We start from the raw sequence: 20422 nt of genomic DNA on the forward strand, positions 1-20422 counted from the left end.
ATCAAGGGGCAGGGCATCACGCCCCCCAGGTGTCGCTCAGCCTGTAGCCACCGGGCCAGGGGTCATCGGGGTCCAGCATGTGCTGATGTATTCCCGTGATCCAGCCACGACCACTGATTTCCGGAATGATGGCGAGCTGGCCTCCGACGGTTGTCTGGTCGGTGATCCGGCCCTTGAAACTGGAGCCAATGATCGACACTGCCTCAAACTCCTCATCTGCGGTCATTTCCCCTTTGGCCAGCATCAGGGCCATCCGGGCCGATACTGCGGTTCCGGTGGGTGAACGATCCACCTTGCCGGGCTGGATGGCCACGGCAGAGCGACTGCGCCACCCGATGTCGGTGCGCTCCAGCGGGCCGCAAAATGCACAGAAGGAAATATGCGACCAGTCGGGATTGTCTGGATGGCTGAAACCCAGCTGCTCATTTGCCGCATCCAGAATGCAGGTTCCGATCTGTGCCAGGGCCTTGGCCTCTGCGTCGCAGATGGTCAGATCCAGATCGGCGGCCTGTACGACCACAAAACTATCGCCGCCATAGGCCGTATCCACACGGAGCGTACCGATCCCCGGGACATCCAAGGCAACGCCAATTGCCCCTGCAAAACTGGGAACATTGCGGACAAATATCCTCTCAGCTTTGCCATTTCTGCATTCGGCGCGCACCTTGACCAGCCCCCCTGGCGCTTCCAGCGTCAGATGCGTTTCCGGTTCCTGCATGGGCAGAATGCCCCCATCCAGCAGCACGGTCGCAACGCAGATCGAATTCGATCCGGACATCGGCGGCGTGTATTCCGGTTCCATAATGATAAACCCCATGTCGGCGTCGGGATGTTTGGGGGGCACCAGCAGATTAACGTGCCGGAATACGCCGCCGCGGGGTTCATTGAGGACAAAGTTGCGCAGGGTCTGGTCCTGCGCGATGAATGTGCGCTGATCCCAGAGTGTGGCGCCCGGCGGCGGTGCCACGCCGCCGACGATGACATCACCCACTTCGCCCTCGGCATGGGCGGAAATGACATGTACGGTCCTAGTGCTGCGCATCTCGGTCTCCTGCGGTTCCGGCGGGCTTGGGGCGGGCTGAAAGGCGGTCAAGCCAATCGATCGCCTGTTTCTGATGTAGCACTACAATAAATTTTAGTATATGTTTTCCTGAAGCCCACATCACAGATCATGACCAAACAGGTTCGGCTGGTTGGATGGGTCACTTTGGTCAGCGCGGTGTCGGGCTGCCGGAATTTCAGGATACGGATATGGACGCCTCAGAGACGCGCAAGACAGAGACCATAAAGGCAGGCGCCAGCAAGAAAACGCGCAAGAAGGACAATTCCGAGCAGCTTGGACACGCGATCCGCCGCCGCCGCAAGGCGATGGGGATGACCATGGTGCAGGTTGCCGAGAACACTGATCTGACGCCCGGATTCATTTCTCAGGTTGAGCGGGGCATCAGTACGCCCTCGCTGTCCTCGCTGTTGTCCATCGCTGCCGCCCTGCAAACCAGCGTCGAGCAGCTGTTGAGTGTTGAGGAAGAGTTTAGAGAGTATATTCATAAGGATAACCGGCAGACCTACGCTCTGGGAACCAACGGAAGATTGTATGAGAAGCTGGGGCCGGGGTTTTCCGGCGCGCTCTGCTACCCGTCGATCATTCACCGCCCACCTGGTCATGTCTCGGAGAAGATGTGCCATGAGGGCGAGGTGTTCTGCTACCTGATCTCGGGGCAGCTTGAATATCATCTGGGGGATTCGGTGCATATCATGTCGCCGGGGGATACGGTTCACCATGACTGCTCGAAGCCGCATTATTCGATCGTTCTGAGCGACGAAGAGGCGGTTGAACTTTGGGTGAGCACCATGCCGATGAAGAGCTCTGCCCGCTGAAGGATCAGGCGCTAATGCGCATATCTCTACCCTCCGGCCTTGGGGCTGATGCGGCAAGTCCGGCGTCCATCGGCAGTTGAGCTGCCGGAGATTTCTACCGCAATCAGAACTTTTGCTAAAAATAATTTTAGTAATTTTAAAACCCGCGCTATGCTTCCCCACATGAGACGGAGAATCGATCTGGGAGGATCTCACAAATGACAAGAAAACTGGTGGCGGCCGCAGCTGCCCTGACCACGGCACTGACCGTACCGGCGCTGGCGCAGGATCGCGGCGGCGTGCTGAACTTTGCCCGTTACGACGGATCGACCTTGATCGACCCGATCTATGCGGATCGCAATCCGGATATCTGGATGGTTGGCAGCCTGTTCGACACGTTGCTGCGCCCCAGCGACGATGGAAATTCGGTCGTTCCTGGCCTCGCCGAGACATATAATGTCTCTGAAGATGGCACCACGGTGACCCTGACATTGCGCGACGGGATCAAATTCTCCGATGGCACACCGCTGACCGGAGAGGACGTGGTGTTTTCGCTGGATCGTGCGCGCAATGCTGATCTGAGCCCGTGGGCGGGTCTCCTCGGTACATTGGATACAGTTGCCAATAATGGAAACGAGATCACCCTGACCCTCTCGGCACCGGATCCGACGATCCTGTCGATGCTGGCAACCTTTACCACCGGCATCGTGTCCAAAGCCGCGTTCGAGGCCGCCGAAGGCGCAACGGATCAGGAGAAGTCAGCCGCCATCTTTGCTGCAAAGAGTGCGGGCGTTGGCACTGGCCCTTTCTATCTCTGCGGGTTTGAGCAGGGCACATCGATGGATTTCTGCGCCAATGAGCACTACTGGCGCAGTGGCTCGGACGGCAAACCGCTGCCCTATCTGGACGGTGTGCATTTCGAGATTATCCCCGATGATGCCACCCGTATCCTGAAGCTGCAGGCCGGTGAGATGGATGCGGCGGAATTCATCCCGTTCTCGCGCGTGGCCGAGCTGGAGGCGGATCCGAACATCGAAATGAATCTGTTCCCCTCGACCCGGATTATCTATTCGCCGATCAATACCCGCCCGACGCGGGCAGATGGATCGCCCAATCCGCTGGCGGACGAGCGGGTGCGTCAGGCGCTGAACTATGCCACCAATAAACAGGCCCTGATCGGGCTGGTGCTGCAGGGGGCCGGCAAGCCCATGACCTCGCCTCTGATGGCGGCGGCGACCCAGCTGGCGACATCGACTGATCCGCTTTATGGCTATGATCTGGACAAGGCAAAGGCCTTGATTGCCGAGGCCGGTCTTGAGCCTGGAACCGAGATCACCTTTACGACGCTGGCCGGATCGGCGGATGACAGCACCATTTTTGCGGCACTTCAGCAGATGTGGGCGCCTTTGGGCATCGAGCTTAAGGTGGAGCAGGTCGACAATGCCACCCGTGGCGCGAAGAACCGGTCGGGTGAATTTGATATCCATACCTATGGGTGGGTCAATGATGTGAATGACCCAAGTCAGGTCACTGGTTGGCTCGGTTACTTCCCCACTGCGAAGGCCGTTGGCACAGGTTGGGAGAACGAGAAGTTCAACAGCCTGTTTGAGGCCTCGGCAACGGAAATGGATCCGGGTGCGCGTGCTGGTCAATATGCCGAGATGCAGTCGATCTATGCCGAGGCGGCGCCGCTGCTGTTCATGTACGAGACCCCGTTTGCGGTGGCCCTGTCAAAGAAGGTCAGCGGCTACGTGCAGACACCGCTGGGCAACAACCTCTTTGAGGAAGCGTCGATCAGCCGCTGATCAGTTTCGCCCTGCAATGTAAAAGCACCGTCAGCCTTGGGGCTGGCGGTGCAGACGAACGGATGCCGGAATGGCCACTATTCAATATATTCTCAAGCGCCTGTTGCTGATGGCCGTGACCTTTTTTCTGGTCATGATCATCATCTTTCTTCTGGTGCGCCTATTACCCGGAGACCCGGCAATCGCCATCGCGGGGGACCGCGCGTCGGATGCTGATCTGGCCGCTATTCGCGAACGGCTGGGACTGAATCAGCCGCTGGTGGTCCAGTTCTGGCAGTTCCTGTCCAATACCGTGCAGGGGGATCTGGGGCGCTCGATCCTGATGCGAGCGCCGGTGATAGATGTGATCGCCAGCCGCCTGCCGACGACCCTGTTTCTTACGGTTTATGCCGTGGCATTGTCGGTGCTGATCGCGGGGCCGCTGGCCTTTGTTGCGGCACTGAACCGGGGGCGCTGGCCCGATGCGGTGATCCGCACCGTCTTTCAGGTCGGCCTGTCCATGCCGGTGTTTTATATCGGATTGATCTTGCTGACATTTCTAGCCGCGCAGCTGCGCTGGTTCCCGGTGGGGGGCTATGGCGACAGTTTTTCCGAGCGGCTCTACCATCTGTTTTTACCATCGGTGGCAGTGGCGCTTTATACCTCTGCGATCATCATGCGGAATCTGCGGTCGGCCGTCGTTGAGGTGGTGGATGCGGAATATGTTGAATTTGCCCGTGCCAAGGGACTGTCGGCCTGGCAGATCCTGGGGCGGCATGTGTTGCGCAATGCGCTGATTTCCACAGTCACGCTGCTTGGCCTGTCCATCGGCAACCTGATGAGCGGAACCCTGGTCACCGAAACGGTGTTTGCGGTGCCGGGCGTTGGCCGGTTGATGCTGGAGGCAATCTTTGCCCGTGATTATCCGCTGATCCAGGGGCTGACCCTGACATTTGCAGTGCTGGTGTCGATCGTGTTCCTGATGACCGATCTAATCCAGAGCGCCCTAGACCCGAGGATGCGTCTGACATGACCGATGCCACAGTTCTGTCGCCCGAGGCGACGCGACCGCAGCAGAGCCGGTGGAAGATCGCGCTGCGCAAACCGGGGTTCATGATCGGTGTCGCGATTATCGCAGCCTCTACGCTGCTGGCCATCGCGCCGGGCCTCTTCGCCCCATATGATCCCAATTTCATCGATTATAACGCGGTGCGGCAGCCGCCGAGCTGGGCGCATCCTTTCGGAACCGATATGCTGGGGCGCGACAGCCTCAGCCGGGTGATCTCTGCCTATTCAGTGAATATGCAGATGGCCGTTCTGGCCACGGTCTTTGCCATGCTGATCGGAGTCACGGTTGGTGCGTTGGTGGGCTATTATCGCGGCATTGCCGATATGATCTTTGGCCGGGTCGTGGATGCCGTCATTACCTTCCCGTTTTTGGTCCTGGTGATCGCGGTTGTTGCGGTGCTGGGGCCGGGGCTTGTCAATATGTATATCGCCATCACGGCGGTGGGCTGGGTCTATTATGCCCGGCTGATGCGCGCCGAGGTGATCACCCAGATGGGCAATGACTATGCGGCGGCCGGAATTGTCATGGGATATTCTGACCGGCGCGTGATCTTTCGCCACCTGCTGCCCAATGCGATCACTCCGGTGATTGTCTACTGGATGACGGATATGTCACTGGCAATCCTTCTGGGGTCATCGCTGGGATACCTCGGTCTGGGGGCGCAGCCGCCGCAGGCTGAATGGGGTGTCCTGATTGCCGAAGGGCGCAATTTCATCACCACGGCCTGGTGGCTCAGTCTGATGCCGGGCATCGCCATCGTGCTGACCGGGATCGGGTTCTCGCTGATCGGCGACGGGCTGGCCGATCTGTTGCGGCCTCGCGGTTAAGGGGAAAGAGAGTATGAGCATGAAAGAGACCCAGCCGATACTTGAGGTCCGTAACCTCTGTACGACGTTTCGACGCGGCGGTGTGATGCTGCCTGCGGTCCGCGATGTCAGCTTTGATGTGCGACAGGGTGAGGTTCTGGGGCTTGTCGGCGAAAGCGGCTCGGGGAAGAGCGTCACGCTCAGGTCGATCCTGGGGCTGACCCGTCGCCATGGAGAGGTCACAGGCGAGGTGCGCTGGCAGGGGCGGGATATTTCCCGCCTGTCGGATCGGCAGCTGCGCCAGGTGCGCGGCGGTGAGGTTGCAATGATCTTTCAGGAGCCGATGACGTCGCTCAACCCGCTATTGACCGTGGGCCTGCAGCTGACCGAGACACTGAAGGCACATACCGATCTGCCGCGTGCGGCGCGTCGGGACCGGGCGGTCGAGATGCTGGATCATGTAGGTATCCCGGCGGCTGCCTCTCGGTTGCAGGATTATCCGCATCAGTTTTCGGGCGGGATGCGGCAGCGAGTGATGATTGCCATTGCGCTGGCGGCGCAGCCGAAGCTTTTGTTGGCGGATGAACCGACCACAGCGCTGGATGTTACCATTCAGGCGCAGATCCTTGATTTGATCCTGCGCCTGTCTGAAGAGATGAACATGGGCGTGATCCTCGTTACTCATGATCTGGGGGTCGTTGCGCAGACCTGTGAGAATGTTGCGGTGATGTATGCTGGGCGGATCGTCGAGCAGGGGGCGGTGCGGCAGGTGCTGCGCACGCCGCGCCATCCCTATACGGCCGGATTGATGCAGTCGGTGCCACAGGATGTGCCGCCACGGACGCCGCTTTACTCTGTGCCGGGTACGCCACCTAGTCTGGAGATGCTGCCCCGAGGCTGTGCCTATGCGCCCCGTTGCGACGCACGGATTGAGGCCTGCCTGAATGCGCGCCCGCCGTTGGAGGCGATCAGTGCCGGGCGTCGCGCGGCCTGTTTCAATCCGGTTCCCGCGGTCCAGGGAGAGGTGGCATGACTGATCCGGTGATGGAGATCGACAATCTCAGCCTGACGTTTCATCTGCCGCGCAGCCTGATTGATGTGATGCGCAAGCAACCCGGTCGCGCCGTACGCGCGCTGAACGGCGTCAGCCTGGCGCTGAGGAAGGGAGAAACCCTAGGTGTTGTCGGAGAATCGGGGTGCGGAAAATCGACATTGGCGCGCTGCATCGTCCGGCTTTACGAGCCGCAGGGTGGCAGCATTCGCCACCATGGGCAGGATATATTCGCCGACGGCGCGCGCAGCGACCGCAGCTATAACCGGCGCGTGCAGATGATGTTCCAGGATCCCTATTCGTCGCTCAACCCGCGTATGACCTGCGGTCAGATCCTGAGCGAAGCCTTGCAGGTCCATAAGATGCGCCCCTCCGACGAGATCCCGACACGAGTCGCGGAGCTGCTGGATTTGGTGCGGCTGCCCGCAGATGCGGCGCAGAAACTGCCGCATGAGTTCTCCGGTGGCCAGCGTCAGCGGATTGCCATTGCCCGTGCGCTGGCGGTGGAGCCTGAGGTGCTGATCGCCGATGAGCTGGTATCGGCGCTGGATGTCTCGGTTCAGGCGCAGGTGGTGAATCTTCTGCTGGAGCTGCAGGAGCAGCTGGATCTGACCATCCTGTTTGTCGCCCATGATTTGCGGCTGGTGCGCCATGTCTCCCACCGTGTCGCAGTGATCTATCTCGGCCGCATCGTGGAAATCGGCGACAGCGAGCGCCTGTTTGCCAATCCGGCGCATCCGTATTCACAGGCGTTGCTGAGTGCGGCCCCGTCGCTTGATCCCGATGACAAAGGGGATGCGATCCGGTTGGAGGGAGAGCTGCCGTCGCCGCTGAACGTGCCGCCAGGGTGCCCGTTCCATGTGCGCTGCGCCCACGCTTCGGAAATTTGCAGGCGGGATGTCCCGCACCTGCGTCCTCTTGGCGACCGTGGCGAGGTCGCCTGCCATCTTGCGGAAGAGATCAATCAAAATGGATGACATGTTGAGCGGCTCCCCTGCCGCCGCCCGCATTGCCGATCTGCGCCGCGAGCTGCGTGCCCGCGATCTGGATGCCTTCATTCTGCCCCGGTTCGACGCGCATCAGGGGGAATATGTGGCTCCCCATGACGAACGCCTTGCCTATATCACAGGTTTTACCGGATCGGCCGGGATGGCCATCATCACGGCAGAGACCGTCGCCGTGTTTGTGGATGGCCGCTATACCGTGCAGGTCGCAAATGAATGCTCAGGACCGCTGTTTTCGCGGCTTCACATTTTTGAACAGCCACCGGAACGCTGGCTGGGCGCGGTTGCGCAGGCAGGCTGGCAGATCGGGTTCGACCCGATGCACCTGCCACCCGGCTGGTTCGATCGGTTTGCCACATCCGCTGTGCAGGCCAGTGCGACGATGTTGCCGCAAGGCGACAATCCGGTGGATGCGATCTGGTCGGACCAGCCGCCAGCGCCGACCGGGCGGATCAGCGTTTTTCCGATGCAATGGGCCGGGCGGAGCAGTGCCGAGAAATGTGCGGATCTTGCAGCATATCTGAGCGAGCAGGACGCCGCATGTCTGGTTGAGACACAACCTGACAATATTGCCTGGCTGCTGAACGTGCGCGGGGATGATGTGGCCTTCAACCCGATGCCGCAGTCCTTTCTCATTGCCGAGAGAAACGGGACGGTCACTTGGTTCGTTGATCCGGCCAAGCTGGATGATGAGGTCAAGGATCACCTGCCGGACATCGTGACCGCCCAGCCAGTCTCGCAGTTTCTGGGCGCTCTTCAAAACCGATGCAACGCCGGAGAACGGATCCTGTTTGATCCGGATTTTTCGCCGGTTGCGGTGCGTCATACTATTGCCGACGCCGGGGCGACTGCGGCTGCGGTGGCCAGTATATTGACCCGGACCAAATCCGTTAAGAATCCGGTCGAAATCGCCGGTCTGCATGATTGCCATCTGGAAGACGGGGTAGCCTGGGTCGAGTTCTCGGCCTGGTTGGCGCAGACGGTTCCTGCGCGCGCGGCGGCTGGTGAGCCGGTGACCGAGCGTGAGGCGGAAGCACAGATCCTGTCCTGCCGACAGGCGCGCCCGGGTTTTCTGACCGAGAGCTTTCAGACGATCTCAGCCGCGGCAGGCAATGCTGCAATGTGCCACTACGCGGCCACCAACGGGCGTAATGCTCCGATAATGCCACAGAATCCCTATCTGCTGGACAGCGGCGGCCAGTATGACACCGGGACCACCGATGCCACGCGCAGCTATGCCTTCGGGATGCGCCCCGACGGCTATGACCGGGCGTATACGGCGGTGTTTCGCGCGTTCCATGCGCTGGCCACGCTGCGGTTTCCCCGGGGTACGCAGGGCCATCATATAGATGCGATCTGTCGGCGACCGCTCTGGGACCTCGGCTTGGATTACGACCATGGCACCGGTCATGGCATCGGACATCGGCTCTCGGTGCACGAGCACCCGCAACGCATCGGCAAGCCCTATAATCCGGTGGATCTGGTGCCTGGCATGGTTGTGTCGATCGAGCCGGGCTATTACGAGGCCGGGCGTTTTGGCATCCGGATTGAGAACATCTTTGAGGTTATTGAAGAAAGTGATGGGTTCCTCAGCTTTCGCAATATGACGCTTGCACCAATACAAACCGACATGCTGATCCCGGCAGATCTGAGTGAGGACGAACGCTGTTGGCTGAATACGTATCATCAGGATGTGCTGCAGCGGTTATCGCCCTTGGTCAGCGATGCAGCGGGCCGGTGGTTGTCGGCGGCGACGGCCCCGATCTAGAGGTCTGTCTCTCGCTTTGCTGCGCGGCGGCCAGTCCTCGTTCGGGGCTGGCCTAAAATATATCTTCAATCTAATTGAAAACTGCTGGGTAAACCGGTTGGGGGACTGCCCCCGGCGCGGTGGGTCAACACTTTGTTCAGGCGAATATGCGAGAGGTTGTGCAAGACGAGCCTTCCAAGTGGAGATATGAATGCCAGCTCTGTTCAACACAATATCAGGCAAGCTACTTGCCGCGACCACGGTTGCAATTACCGGGCTGATGCTCTGCTTCAGCGTATTTACGGCCCTCAATGAATCTGCACAGGTCAGGGAGCGGGTATTGGAGGGCGCGTCGCAGCGTGCCTCGGATATCGCGCAAAGCCTGTCGTCTCAACTGGTCGAAGCGACCTCAGCTGCGGCGGCACTAGGCGGCGCGCTATCCGGATATATCGAAGATGGCGATGCAACCACCGCCGATCTGATCAAGATCATGGAAGGCGTCCCCGGCCGCTATGATCTTGTATTCTCTTCCTGGATGTCAGCGATTCCGGACGGCGCCACCGAAGATTTCATTACCGGTGAAGAGGGACGAAATGCCGATGGTATCTTTGCCGCCTACTGGACCAAAGCGGAGTCCGGCGGGCTGAATTTCGAGACGTTCAACGTTGATCCCAATGACACATCCGAGTGGTATCGCCTGCCGATCGACAGTGGCGAGAGCGTCATCACCGAACCTTATCTCTCAAATGAAAACCGCCTGCTGACATCGGTGTCGGTGCCTGTGAATGCACAGGGCCAGATCGTCGGTGTTGCCGGTGTCGATATCGTGCTCGATAATCTCGGTGATTTTGTCCGGGGGCTGTCGGTTTATGAAGGCGGCAGTGTGATGCTGCTGGGCCAGGGCGGCAAATGGTTGTCACATCCTGACCCGGAAATGCTGATTCAGGCCTTTGAAGGGGAAGAGGTGGCAGATTTCCAGGCCGCTGTCGAAACCGGAGAGGTGCAGATCGTTTCGGATCGCGCTGATGGGTCGACACGCCTGTTCTTTCCTTTCACCGCCTACGGCATGAACAAGACCTGGGTTGTCGTCTTGGATGTGCCACGCCATGTCTTCGTCAACCCGGTAAAGGCAAGCATCTACGAACAGCTGATCGCCAATGTTCTCTTGCTGGCGCTGACGCTGGCCACCATCTTCTTCTCGGTGCGCTCGCTTGTCCGGCGTCCCCTGGGGCGAATGCTTGGGGTCATGAAGGATCTTACCGCCGGGAAGGTGCATCAACCCGTTGATATTCCAAAGCGTAAAGATGAGATCGGGGCGATGGCCCTGTCCATCGAGACCCTGCGCCAGGGTTTGGCATCCAAGGAGGAGCTGGAAGCAAATCAGCTGCGCGATCAGCAGCAGCAGCAGGCGGTTGTTCAGGCCCTTGCCCAGAATTTGCAACAGCTGGCTTCCGGGCGGCTGGATGTCAAAATCCACGATGAAATGCCCAGCCAGTATGAGGGGCTGCGCCAGGACTTCAACAATACTGTTGAACAGTTGAGCAAGCTGATCACCTCGGTCAATGACTCGGCACGTTCGATCGATACCGGATTGACGGAGATTTCCTCGGCAACCAACGATCTGTCGCAGCGCACAGAACAATCCGCGCTTCAGCTGGAAGAGACTGCGGCGTCGCTGAGCGAACTCACGCAGAACGTCCAGCATGTCGCCAGCGGCGCGCGCGAAACTGAGGCATTGGTCACATCCGTGAATCAGAGTGCAACAAACAGCTCCGCGGTTGCCCGGGAGACGGTTGATGCGATGGATTCGATTGCCGCTACCTCCGAGCAGATCACCCGGATCACCGGCATGATTGACGATATCGCGTTTCAGACAAACCTGCTTGCCCTGAACGCCGGTGTTGAAGCCGCGCGGGCTGGCGAAGCGGGTCGCGGGTTCTCGGTTGTTGCCGCCGAAGTCCGTAGTCTTGCGCTGCGTTCGTCTGAATCGGCGCTAGAAATCAAGAAGCTGATTACCGCCTCCGCAGCGCAGGTGGCCCATGGCGTGGATCTGGTCGGCAGGACCAATTCCTCTCTGGAGACCATTATGAATGCCATTGGCAGCATTTCGGAACATGTTGGCGATATTGCCAAACAGGCCGACGAGCAATCCAGGGGCATTTCGGAGTTGAATGGCGCGATGAGCACGCTGGAAGCTGCCCAGCAGCAGAATGCCGCCATGTGCGAGGAGACCGCCGCCGCCTGCAGTTCGCTGGACCATGAGACAACCAATCTGTCGCGGCTGGTCACAGCCTTTCAGACTGGAGATGCTGGCCGCCAGCCCGTGCAGAGTGCGCAGCACCACAGTTATACGGCTGCGGCCTAGGGCGCTGACTTAGACTGCTCTGGAGGCGCGGGCGTCACTGGGTGTCCAGGCGGGGTCGGTGAGTCCGAGAGTAGCTCCACCAAATGCTTGATAGCCACCACTCCTTTGAGTGGTGGCTCTCGTCTTTGATGTCCGCTGTTGCTGCCGGTGATGGCCCCGTGTCGGATCTTTGGGTCATTCCTGAGCTGGATGGTTTGCAGTCCGGCAGCGTTTCCGTGATCTGAGTTTCCCGCAATCAGCGAGGTCGCAAGGATGACACGCTAACGCCAACTCTGGTTGATTGAAGTGGTTTGTTGCGGGGCGGCGCAAAGCAGGTTTGACGATCCAGATCCCTATCATGCCGGGTAGTGGTGCAGCACCCGATTGAGATCATTCAGTCTGGAGCATCCATTGTCCGCTACCCATCAGCATGCAAACGACCAGCGGATGTTTGATCCTGACGGGGCGACGATCCTGAGCTGGCTCGCGGTCTGTTGGCATCCCTGCGGTGGGAGCGGTGCCAACCGGAAGCCTGTCAAAGCAGATGGGCGGGTGTTGCTTCAATACCGCGCGGCTCTTTCAGCGGTTTCCATGGTTCTGGGCGGCAAGTCAGCCTCTGCTTCCTGAGTGTCCGATGCTGCACCGTATCGCCTTTGACCATGGTACCGGCTTTTGTCCACTGCGCGCACCGAACGGCCCAGCTCCTGGAAACCTCGACATGGCGTCATGAGATGACTGGCGTCCGCTGGAGAGGTGCTGCGGATCATAGTTTGGCTGCGAACGCCGGTAGGCCTGCGATTTGAGATGCGGGTGCAAATCAGAATGCTGACGGCAGTCGCCGGTGGAAACGTCTACTGGTGAGCGCCAGGTTCAACCGGATCGCGATCTCTTCTGTTGCGGATCTTTCCTAGGATTTGCTGCAAGCGGTCGCCGCCCACGAGGAGGATCATGATCAGATAGGTGGGGATTGCGACCGCAAGTTGAGCCATAAGCTGTGGGGTGCCATACATCGGCGGCCCCAACTCACGTAGCGCGAAGAGCGCAATGGACATCATTGAGACAGAAATCAGCGCGGGGCGCAGTGCATCGAAGATATAGGTTGTCGCCGAGATTTCGAGGGTTTTCAGAGTTTTGCGCGTGGCGACCGGCCAGAGCAAGAAGGAAATGCCAACCAATGCGGACATGATCCTGTTCAGACCCTCCGGGGCCAGCAGCAGGATCGCTGCAAATCCAGACAGGCTGACGACACATTCAAATCCGAACCACCAACGTGCATGACCGGAGAACCTGAGCAAAGAGGCCTGCATGACGCCGATACTCATCATCAGGCTGAGCATTGCAAAACACTGGAGCGGGTAGATCGCGGCGAGCCATTTGCTGCCAAAGACGAAGGGTATCGCCGTCGGGGCCACAATGATGAAGCCGATGAATAGCGGCAAGGCGGCGGTTGCAGCGGCGAAGCTGCTGAGGATAAACGCTTCCCGCCGTTGTTCTTTTTCAGTTTGCAGACTGGCAAATAGGACCCTTGTGACAGGCAAGAGCGTGCCAATGGTAAGCTCCTGCAGGATTTCACACATTCTGCGGGCGAAAAAGAAGATGCCGAGCACTGCTGGGCCGGCGACGATCCCGAGCAGGATCTGGTTGATCTTGGTCGGTTCGATCATCCGGCCACCCATCGTTAACAGGGTAAAGCCGCGCAGATCCGTCAAAGCGGCCCTCGAGAGCTGTAGCCCAGGGCGCCAGCCAGCGGCCCAGTAGGAGACGACGCAGCCGACAATCGCGGTAATGACCTGTGCCCAGACCAGTGCCCAGATGGCATATCCTTGCAACACGAGCAGCAGGCAACCTGCCGCGCCCAGCCCATTTGCAAGGGTTGTCCGCAACGCAATATGACGAAACTCCATTCGCCGGTTCACCAGTGCGGCGGGAATATTTCCAAGTGATACAAACAGGATACGGAGCGACAGCACCGGCAATATAATCGCAAGTGCCTCGAGTTTGGTCCAGGACGCGATCATCGGCGCACAGAGAACCAGGATCGCAATAGTGGCCAGTGCGATCACCATCGTCAGCCAGAATGCGCTGTCCAGATGGCTCTGCCTCAGGTCGCTGCGTTGAATGATGGCGTCTCCAAGCGGCAGCGGCACCAATGTCATGACCCAGATGACGATCGAGGTGGCCAGAGCCACGGCGCCAAAATCGGCGGGCTCCAGCAATAGAGAGGTCACCAGGAACACAACCACGGTCAAGCCGTTGCTGACCATGATGTTGACGAAGGACCAGAACACGCCAATCAGCGCCAGGCGGCCGCGGCCCTGCGATATATGGCTGAGTGTCGAAGCATCGGTATTGCTGTCGTGCATTCTGTTGGTCCCGCTTTTGCAGTTAGGGAGCATAATCTGCCGCGGCTGTCACCCTTGGTGCAGACCCTGATCCCTATCGCCGTTGGCTGAACATTACCGCAGAGGGCTTAATGGCCCGTTTACCGTCCGGTGCGCGCAATGACTGAGCGGCCGGTCAGCAGGATCAGTTTGATATCAAAGCCGAATGTCCGCCGCTTCAGGTAATCAACGTCAAAGGAGACCCGATCAGCATAGCTGACATCGTTGCGACCTGATACCTGCCACAGCCCGGTGATTCCCGGTCTTTGGCTCAGATATGCGGAAGCGGCTGGACCATATCTGTGCAGTTCGCAGCGCACGATCGGGCGCGGCCCGACAAAGCTCATATCACCGCGCAGCACGTTCCAGATCTGTGGCAGCTCATCGAGACTGCTGCGGCGGAGGAACAGGCCAAAGCCCGTGACCCGTGGATCGCGGCTGAGCTTGCGGTCGCGGGCCCATTCGCTGGCCGCTTGGGCGTCCGACTTGAGGTGCTCGGCCAGAATATCCTCCGCGCCGTGGATCATGGTACGGATTTTCCAGCAGGTGAAGGGTATTCCGTCCTTGCCGATACGAGTATGACCGAAGAGCCCTGGCCCGCCATCGCGTCGGCTGATGAGCCAGAGGAGCGCGATAACCGGGGCGAGGGCGGGCAGAAGAGCCAGCGCAAGTGACATATCAAGAAGGCGCTTTCCGATTCTTGCATAAATATCGAAGCGCGGTTCTGCCGCCTGACCGCTGTCTGATGGCGCGCGCAGGTGGTCAAAATTCGTAATGTCGCTCATGCCTTACCCCGATCTTCAGCCTCGCGGTGTCGACATTTATGTCGACAGGGTCGCTGGCCGATTTTCTGGCTGCGATCTCGTCCGCCTTTCCTAAGATTTGATTCAAATTCGTGGCAAGATTTTGTCGTAAACAAAGTCATGCTGGGGCGTTCTCAAGACGGGGTATGCAGATCGGCAGCCAGGCTGAACAAGCGATCCCGAGCTGGTGATGCGGCCGAACAGTTGAATTGACAGCCGCCGTTCGGCGTATTAATTTGATCGGTGAAATAAATATCATCACCAGGACTTCCGGGGTTCTGCACCCAAAGGACGCCCCTGTATGCCATCATCCAGCCAGCCTCGCTCCAGAGCCTTACAGCAGCACTCGCATCTGCGGGACGATGCTGACGAGAGATTGCGTTGGCTCGATCTGGAGAATGATCATCTGCGGCTAAGGGTGATGAACCTTGGCGCCATAACGGCCTGGCTGGATCTGCGCGATGGTGAAACCTGGCAACCCATGGTGCTGGGATATGCCGATATGGCGGCCTATCTGGGGGATCCGTATTATCTGGGTGCCATTGTTGGCCGGGTGGCCAATCGGATTGGCGGGGCGGGTTTCCACCTCGCGGGTCGCGAGGTTTCTCTTAATGCCAATGAAGGGAGCAACCAACTTCACGGCGGCGCGCAGGGGCTTGGACGGGTGTTCTGGGATATGCGGCGGCTGGGGGCCGGGGCGGTTGAATTGCGCCACTTCTCCGCGGATGGTGAGAACGGCTATCCGGGCGGTGCCGATATCCGGCTTAGGATTGCGGTGTCCGGCACAACGGTCAGCTATGATATGACAGCTTCGGTGGACCAGCTCACCCCGATTAGCTTGGCGCAGCACAACTATTATACGCTTGGTATCAAGGGCGATATCTGGGAGCACCGCCTGCGCAGCAGCGCCGAGAGCTATCTGCCGCTGCGCCGGGATGGGGTGCCTACGGGCGAAATTGCACCAACTAGCGGTACCAGATTTGACTATCGCGCTGGCCGGAGCTTTGCCGCGCTGGATCCAGAGCGGCTTGGCACGGATATCCATGTGAATTTCCCCCCGAACGCTTCGGGTGATATGCGCGAGGTAGCCCAGCTTGGCGCCTCCAATGGTGTTGTCATGCGGGTTTTTTCAGATCAACCGGGTGCGCAGATTTACACGGCGAGCCATCTGAACAGTTCCTGCGCCGCGCGGGATGGACAGCGGTTGGCACCCTTTTCTGCCGTCTGTATCGAGCCGCAGGGTTTGCCGGATGCTGTAAATCAGCCCCATTTCCCGAGTGTTCTGGTGGACCCCGGTCATCCGTATCGCCAGAAGTTGCTGCTGAAATTTTCCGTAGCGGAGAGGGAGCAAGATGGCTGATTACCGGCGTCGACATCGCCTGTGTGGCGCGATTGCGATCTGCATAACGAACGCGACCTTCGCCTGTGCTGGTAGCGCTGAGGAACAGTCCATGAATTTGGATCTGGGGCCGCGGCCAAGCTTTGCCCCGCAGATACAGGCAGAGGTCGAGCTGGGCCAACTGCTGTTTTATGATCCCATTCTATCGGGCAACCGCAACATCAGCTGCGCTAGCTGCCATCATCCACGGTTTGGCACAGGTGACGGCGTCTCCCTGTCGCTGGGCGAGGGCGCAACCACGCTTGGCCCTGAGCGGCGCGCGGATCCGGACAACCGTCCTGAACAGCGTATTCCACGTAATGCGCCTGCGCTCTGGAATCTTGGCGCTGATGATATGGATGTGATGTTCCACGACGGCCGACTGGAGGCTGACCCCGCATATGGGTCGGGTATCCGCACGCCGCTGGAAGGTGACATGGTCGCAGGATTCGATTCCGCGCTGGCCGCACAGGCGATGTTTCCGGTGCTTTCGGCAGATGAGATGGCCGGCCACTACGGCGAAAATGATGTCTCGCGCGCGGTACGTCTGGGTCAGCTGAGCCATCCCGGTGGGGCATGGGATATCATCGCGGGCCGGGTCGCAGAGATCCCCGAATATCGGCAGCGTTTCGATGAGGTCCTGGGAGCGGCAGAACCCATCCGCTTTACCGATATCGGCAATATGCTGGCGGCGTTTATCCGGTTTGAATGGCGGGCTGATGATAGCCCGTTTGATCGTGCTCAGCTGCATGGAGAGGCCCTGCCCACCACAGCAGCAAGGGGGCAGGAGCTTTTCTACGGGGGCGCCGGATGCAGCCGGTGCCATACAGGCTGGTTGCAGACGGACAATAGGTTTCATTCAATCGCGATGCCGCAGCTTGGTCCGGGCAAGGCCGCCAGATTTGAAACCCACGCCCGCGACGAGGGGCGGTTGCGGGTGACTGGAAACCCGGATGACGCTTACCGCTTTCGCACCCCGTCGCTGCGCAATGTCGCGCTGACAGCGCCCTATGGGCATAACGGCGCCTATGCCACTTTGGAGGCTGTTGTGCGTCACCATCTGGATCCCGTCGCGGCGCTGATGTCTTATGATCGCAGCCAGGCGATCTTGCCCGGTCTTGATGGGGTGTCGGATTGGGCCGTCATGGATGATCCGGTCGAGCTGGAGCGTATCGCGGCGGCGAATGATCTGGATCCGATTGCGCTAAGTGACGGGGATATTCCCGATCTCGTGGCTTTTCTGGAAGCGCTGACCGACAGCGCCGCAGCCAAGGGGCGGCTTGGGGTGCCGGATAGCGTTCCATCGGGCCTGCCGGTGGAACGCTGATCTACCGGTCCAAGAGTCTATTGTGTTCGGGTAAGATGCTGGTTGGGCGTGATTTCTTGCCAGATTGTGGTTTCCCCATCCGGCCAGATAACGCGCAACCGCAGATCATCGCTCTTTCCCAGACCGAAGTGCAGATCCCCGGCAGAGCCGCTCGCATGGCCGCCGCCCACAGTGATCTCGCGGGTGTGTATCCTTATGCCTGTGTCCAGCTCGACGAAGGCACCAATTGCCTGCGTGTTCGGGGCAGTGCCCTTGAGTGACAGGCTCAGCCAGTTTCCGGATGGGCTGGTGGTGTTCTGGTAGAGTTCCATTGGCGCGCGCCGGTTGATCACGGCAAGGTCAAGCTGCCCATCGAGATTGAGATCGCGCAGCACGGCGCCGCGAGAACGTTCCATGCTGGCAATACCCGCAGCGGCGGCCATGTCGGAAAAACGCCCATCTGGCCCTTGAATCAACAGGGTATTCGGGTCGCGCATGGCGGCATCGGGCATCTGTTCGACATTTCCCTTGGTGACAAAGATATCGTCATGCCCATCGTTGTTCACATCGCCAAAATCCGCGTGCCACCCGGTGGATGGTCGCCCGTCACCGCCGCTGGTTGGGCGGTGGGCGGTGGTGCCGTAATCATAAGTCACATCGCGGTAGGCGGGGCCGGTGCCGCTTGGATCAAACAGCTGTAGTTTCTGATCTCCCATCGAGGTGAGGTAGACATCGGAAAACCCGTCACCGTTCAGATCGCGAGACGCTATCCCCATCCCCCAGAGGTGAAAGGGCAGCCAGCCGTCGTCCTGCTGGTAGAGCCTTGGCGGCGTGGTCATTTTCCACATCTGCTCCTGCCCACCCCGGACATAGTAATGTCGGTCGTTGCTGATCCGAAGATCGGCCCGACCGCGGGCGGTTGCCCCAACGCTTCGGTGCCAATTGGTGAACAGCATGGACAGCGCGCAGTACCCTGGCTGGAGCCGGATGGCCGGGCCGTAGCGGTCACCATCGGGCCGATACAACAGTGTGTCATCACAGGCCTCAAACGGACCCTCGGGGTCGCTTCGGTTGACATAGGTGCCAAAGGCAAGCGTCGGCAGCTGCGCGCCCGGCTCCCAGGTGGCCGAAAACGCGGTGGTCCAGTGGTCACCACTGGTAAAACCCAGACCATCGAAGGGTTCGAACTGACAGTTTCCGGTTCCACGCAGCAGCTGATCCGCGCCAACGCGCAGCAGGGCAAGATCGAGAATACCGTCACCATCAATGTCGAGCGGGTAGACGCCGGTGACACCTGTCTGTGCCAGGGCGGCCGGTGTAGCGGATGCAAACCGCAGCGTGGCGCCTGGTGCCTCGCTCTGGTTGATCATCAGCTGAACCGGGTTGCTGCCGCCCGCCGCCACCAGATCAGGGAATTTATCGTCGTTGCAATCCAGCGAGGCGAGCCCCCCACCCACGAAATGCTCCCAACCGCCATCATAGACATGCGCGGGAACTGGTTGGGAGCGGAACACCGGAGGCTCGGGGATGTCCGCCAGCGCGATCTGCGGCAGGAGCCAGATCGGCGCGAGGATATATGAGAGTTTATCCCGCATGGCTGGCAACTTCGCGGATGGTCAGTGCGGAGACTTCTTCAATCGCATAGGCGGCGGCCCCTTTTGCCCACATCTTGTTGCCCCAGCCATGGACGCGCACTTCGGGCAGGGGGCCGTCCACCTGAACCACCCAGCGGCGCATTTCCTCCACCACTTTGTCGGAGGACAGGTAGCCAAAGGCCAGCTGCGCACCCGCCAAAACGATCATCTGCGGGTCGAATATATTGACGATATTGGCCAGTCCCATGGCAAACATGCGCCCGGCGCGGTCAAGGATGGATTGCGCCATGGTGTCGCCGTCACCGACGGCAGCATAAAGCGAGGCGAGATCCTTGTGCCGTTCGACGCCACTGGTGATATTCGCCTCGCGCAGCAGGGCGTAGTCGCCGACGTAAGCTTCCAGACAGCCGCGCTGGCCGCATTGGCACAGCGCGCCTTCGAGCTGCACCTTGATATGGCCAAATTCTGCGCCGCAGCCCCGCGCGCCGCGATATATCTGATTGTCGATGACGATGCCCATGCCGACACCATGTTCGACGGTCACCACGACAAAGTTGCTGCGGGTGTCACCTTCACCGAAGAGATGCTCAGCCTTGGCGACCAGATTGGCGTCGTTGTCGATAAACACCGGCATGCTCAGATAGCTGCCAAGAAGGCTGCCAAGATCGATATTCCGCACGTTGAGCGACGATGACCAGTAGATGAAATTGCGCTCGGCATCCATAACGCCGGCCATGCCAATGCCAACTCCGGAGATGTGCGCGCGGGTGAACCCGCCCTTGGCGCAGCTCTGGTCCAGGGCTTCGACAATTTTCTCGCAAAGGGCCTCTGGCGACATCTGACCGCCACGCAGGGGCATTTCGTGGCTGACCAGCTCTGTGCCTTCGAAATCGGTGATCAGGGTCGTGATGGCGTGATGCGACAATTTCAGCCCGGCGATCCGATGGGCGCTGCCGCAGATTTTGAGGGCGACCCGTGGGCGGCCGCGTTTGGCACCGCGCGCTGTATCCGGGCTGACTTCCTCGATCAGCCCTGCGGCCAGCAGTTCGGCGGTGATCGCCGTGACGGTGGCGGGGCTGATGCGGGTGGCCTGAGCGATATCGATTCGTGCGATTTGCCCTGCGGCCCGGATGGTATCGAATACCTGAAGGCGACTGTTTTCACGCAGTTCGCCGGAATGTGAAAGCCTGTCCGATTTAACCACCGTATTTCCCCCTTATTATCAGGCGACTTATCGCAGGAAAGCGCCGCCCGACAAGATATCTGGCCTCATGATACATTATTTAATTTGAGTTTC

General features: G+C 59.7%; 16 protein-coding genes. 11 read left to right on the forward strand and 5 right to left on the reverse strand.

Annotated elements, in window-relative coordinates:
* Positions 1-16: 16 nt before the first annotated feature.
* Positions 17-1042: a trans-3-hydroxy-L-proline dehydratase gene (locus VWZ87_RS00970; RefSeq protein ID WP_416535381.1), complete on the reverse strand. Its 1026-nt coding sequence runs from the start codon at positions 1040-1042 to the stop codon at positions 17-19.
* 209 nt (positions 1043-1251) lie between these two features.
* On the opposite strand from VWZ87_RS00970, the gene VWZ87_RS00975 reads away from it, so the two are divergent.
* The 9 genes from VWZ87_RS00975 to VWZ87_RS01015 all read left to right on the forward strand — a co-directional run bounded on the left by VWZ87_RS00975 (position 1252) and on the right by VWZ87_RS01015 (position 11907).
* Positions 1252-1878 carry a helix-turn-helix domain-containing protein gene (locus tag VWZ87_RS00975; protein ID WP_416535382.1) on the forward strand — a complete coding sequence of 209 codons (627 nt, stop codon included), beginning with the start codon at positions 1252-1254 and terminating at the stop codon, positions 1876-1878.
* Positions 1879-2075: 197 nt separating this feature from the next.
* Complete coding sequence (locus tag VWZ87_RS00980) at positions 2076-3662, forward strand: ABC transporter substrate-binding protein (RefSeq protein ID WP_416535383.1); 1587 nt, start codon at positions 2076-2078, stop codon at positions 3660-3662.
* Between the two features lie 70 nt (positions 3663-3732).
* On the forward strand, positions 3733-4674 hold the full coding sequence (locus VWZ87_RS00985; RefSeq protein WP_416535384.1) for an ABC transporter permease: 942 nt from the start codon (positions 3733-3735) through the stop codon (positions 4672-4674).
* Positions 4671-5537 (forward strand): ABC transporter permease, encoded by an 867-nt coding sequence (locus tag VWZ87_RS00990; RefSeq protein WP_340547568.1) that lies wholly within the window; start codon positions 4671-4673, stop codon positions 5535-5537. The genes VWZ87_RS00985 and VWZ87_RS00990 overlap by 4 nt, the downstream gene beginning before the upstream one ends.
* Before the next feature lie 13 nt (positions 5538-5550).
* Positions 5551-6549, forward strand: a complete 999-nt coding sequence (locus VWZ87_RS00995; RefSeq protein WP_416535385.1) for an ABC transporter ATP-binding protein — start codon at positions 5551-5553, stop codon at positions 6547-6549.
* Positions 6546-7544 (forward strand): ABC transporter ATP-binding protein, encoded by a 999-nt coding sequence (locus VWZ87_RS01000; protein ID WP_416535386.1) that lies wholly within the window; start codon positions 6546-6548, stop codon positions 7542-7544. The genes VWZ87_RS00995 and VWZ87_RS01000 overlap by 4 nt, the downstream gene beginning before the upstream one ends.
* The gene (locus VWZ87_RS01005; RefSeq protein WP_416535387.1) at positions 7537-9339 is read left to right on the forward strand and encodes an aminopeptidase P family protein; all 1803 of its coding nucleotides are present in this window, start codon (positions 7537-7539) and stop codon (positions 9337-9339) included. The genes VWZ87_RS01000 and VWZ87_RS01005 overlap by 8 nt, the downstream gene beginning before the upstream one ends.
* A 190-nt stretch (positions 9340-9529) precedes the next feature.
* Positions 9530-11683, forward strand: a complete 2154-nt coding sequence (locus tag VWZ87_RS01010) for a methyl-accepting chemotaxis protein (RefSeq protein ID WP_416535388.1) — start codon at positions 9530-9532, stop codon at positions 11681-11683.
* 83 nt (positions 11684-11766) lie between these two features.
* Entirely contained in the window at positions 11767-11907 is a 141-nt protein-coding gene (locus tag VWZ87_RS01015; RefSeq protein WP_416535389.1) for a hypothetical protein, read from the forward strand.
* A 606-nt stretch (positions 11908-12513) separates the two neighbouring features.
* Here the strand turns inward: VWZ87_RS01015 and VWZ87_RS01020 are convergent.
* On the reverse strand, positions 12514-13950 hold the full coding sequence (locus VWZ87_RS01020) for an oligosaccharide flippase family protein (protein WP_416600993.1): 1437 nt from the start codon (positions 13948-13950) through the stop codon (positions 12514-12516).
* Positions 13951-14144: 194 nt separating this feature from the next.
* Positions 14145-14828, reverse strand: a complete 684-nt coding sequence (locus tag VWZ87_RS01025) for a sugar transferase (protein ID WP_416535391.1) — start codon at positions 14826-14828, stop codon at positions 14145-14147.
* A gap of 319 nt (positions 14829-15147) precedes the next feature.
* Between VWZ87_RS01025 and VWZ87_RS01030 the strand changes: the two genes are divergently transcribed.
* Positions 15148-16206 carry an aldose epimerase family protein gene (locus tag VWZ87_RS01030; RefSeq protein ID WP_416535392.1) on the forward strand — a complete coding sequence of 353 codons (1059 nt, stop codon included), beginning with the start codon at positions 15148-15150 and terminating at the stop codon, positions 16204-16206.
* A gap of 91 nt (positions 16207-16297) precedes the next feature.
* A complete protein-coding gene (locus tag VWZ87_RS01035; protein WP_416535393.1) occupies positions 16298-17551 on the forward strand; it encodes a cytochrome-c peroxidase in 1254 nt (417 codons plus the stop codon).
* 17 nt (positions 17552-17568) lie between these two features.
* Here the strand turns inward: VWZ87_RS01035 and VWZ87_RS01040 are convergent, their stop codons facing one another.
* Both VWZ87_RS01040 and VWZ87_RS01045 read right to left on the reverse strand, forming a co-directional pair.
* Positions 17569-19125, reverse strand: a complete 1557-nt coding sequence (locus VWZ87_RS01040; RefSeq protein WP_416535394.1) for a CRTAC1 family protein — start codon at positions 19123-19125, stop codon at positions 17569-17571.
* On the reverse strand, positions 19115-20329 hold the full coding sequence (locus VWZ87_RS01045) for an ROK family protein (RefSeq protein WP_416535395.1): 1215 nt from the start codon (positions 20327-20329) through the stop codon (positions 19115-19117). The genes VWZ87_RS01040 and VWZ87_RS01045 overlap by 11 nt, the downstream gene beginning before the upstream one ends.
* Positions 20330-20422: the final 93 nt, after the last annotated feature.

Origin of the sequence: Phaeobacter sp. JH20_37, from assembly GCF_048056015.1 — a bacterium.
Taxonomy (GTDB): domain Bacteria; phylum Pseudomonadota; class Alphaproteobacteria; order Rhodobacterales; family Rhodobacteraceae; genus Phaeobacter; species Phaeobacter bryozoorum.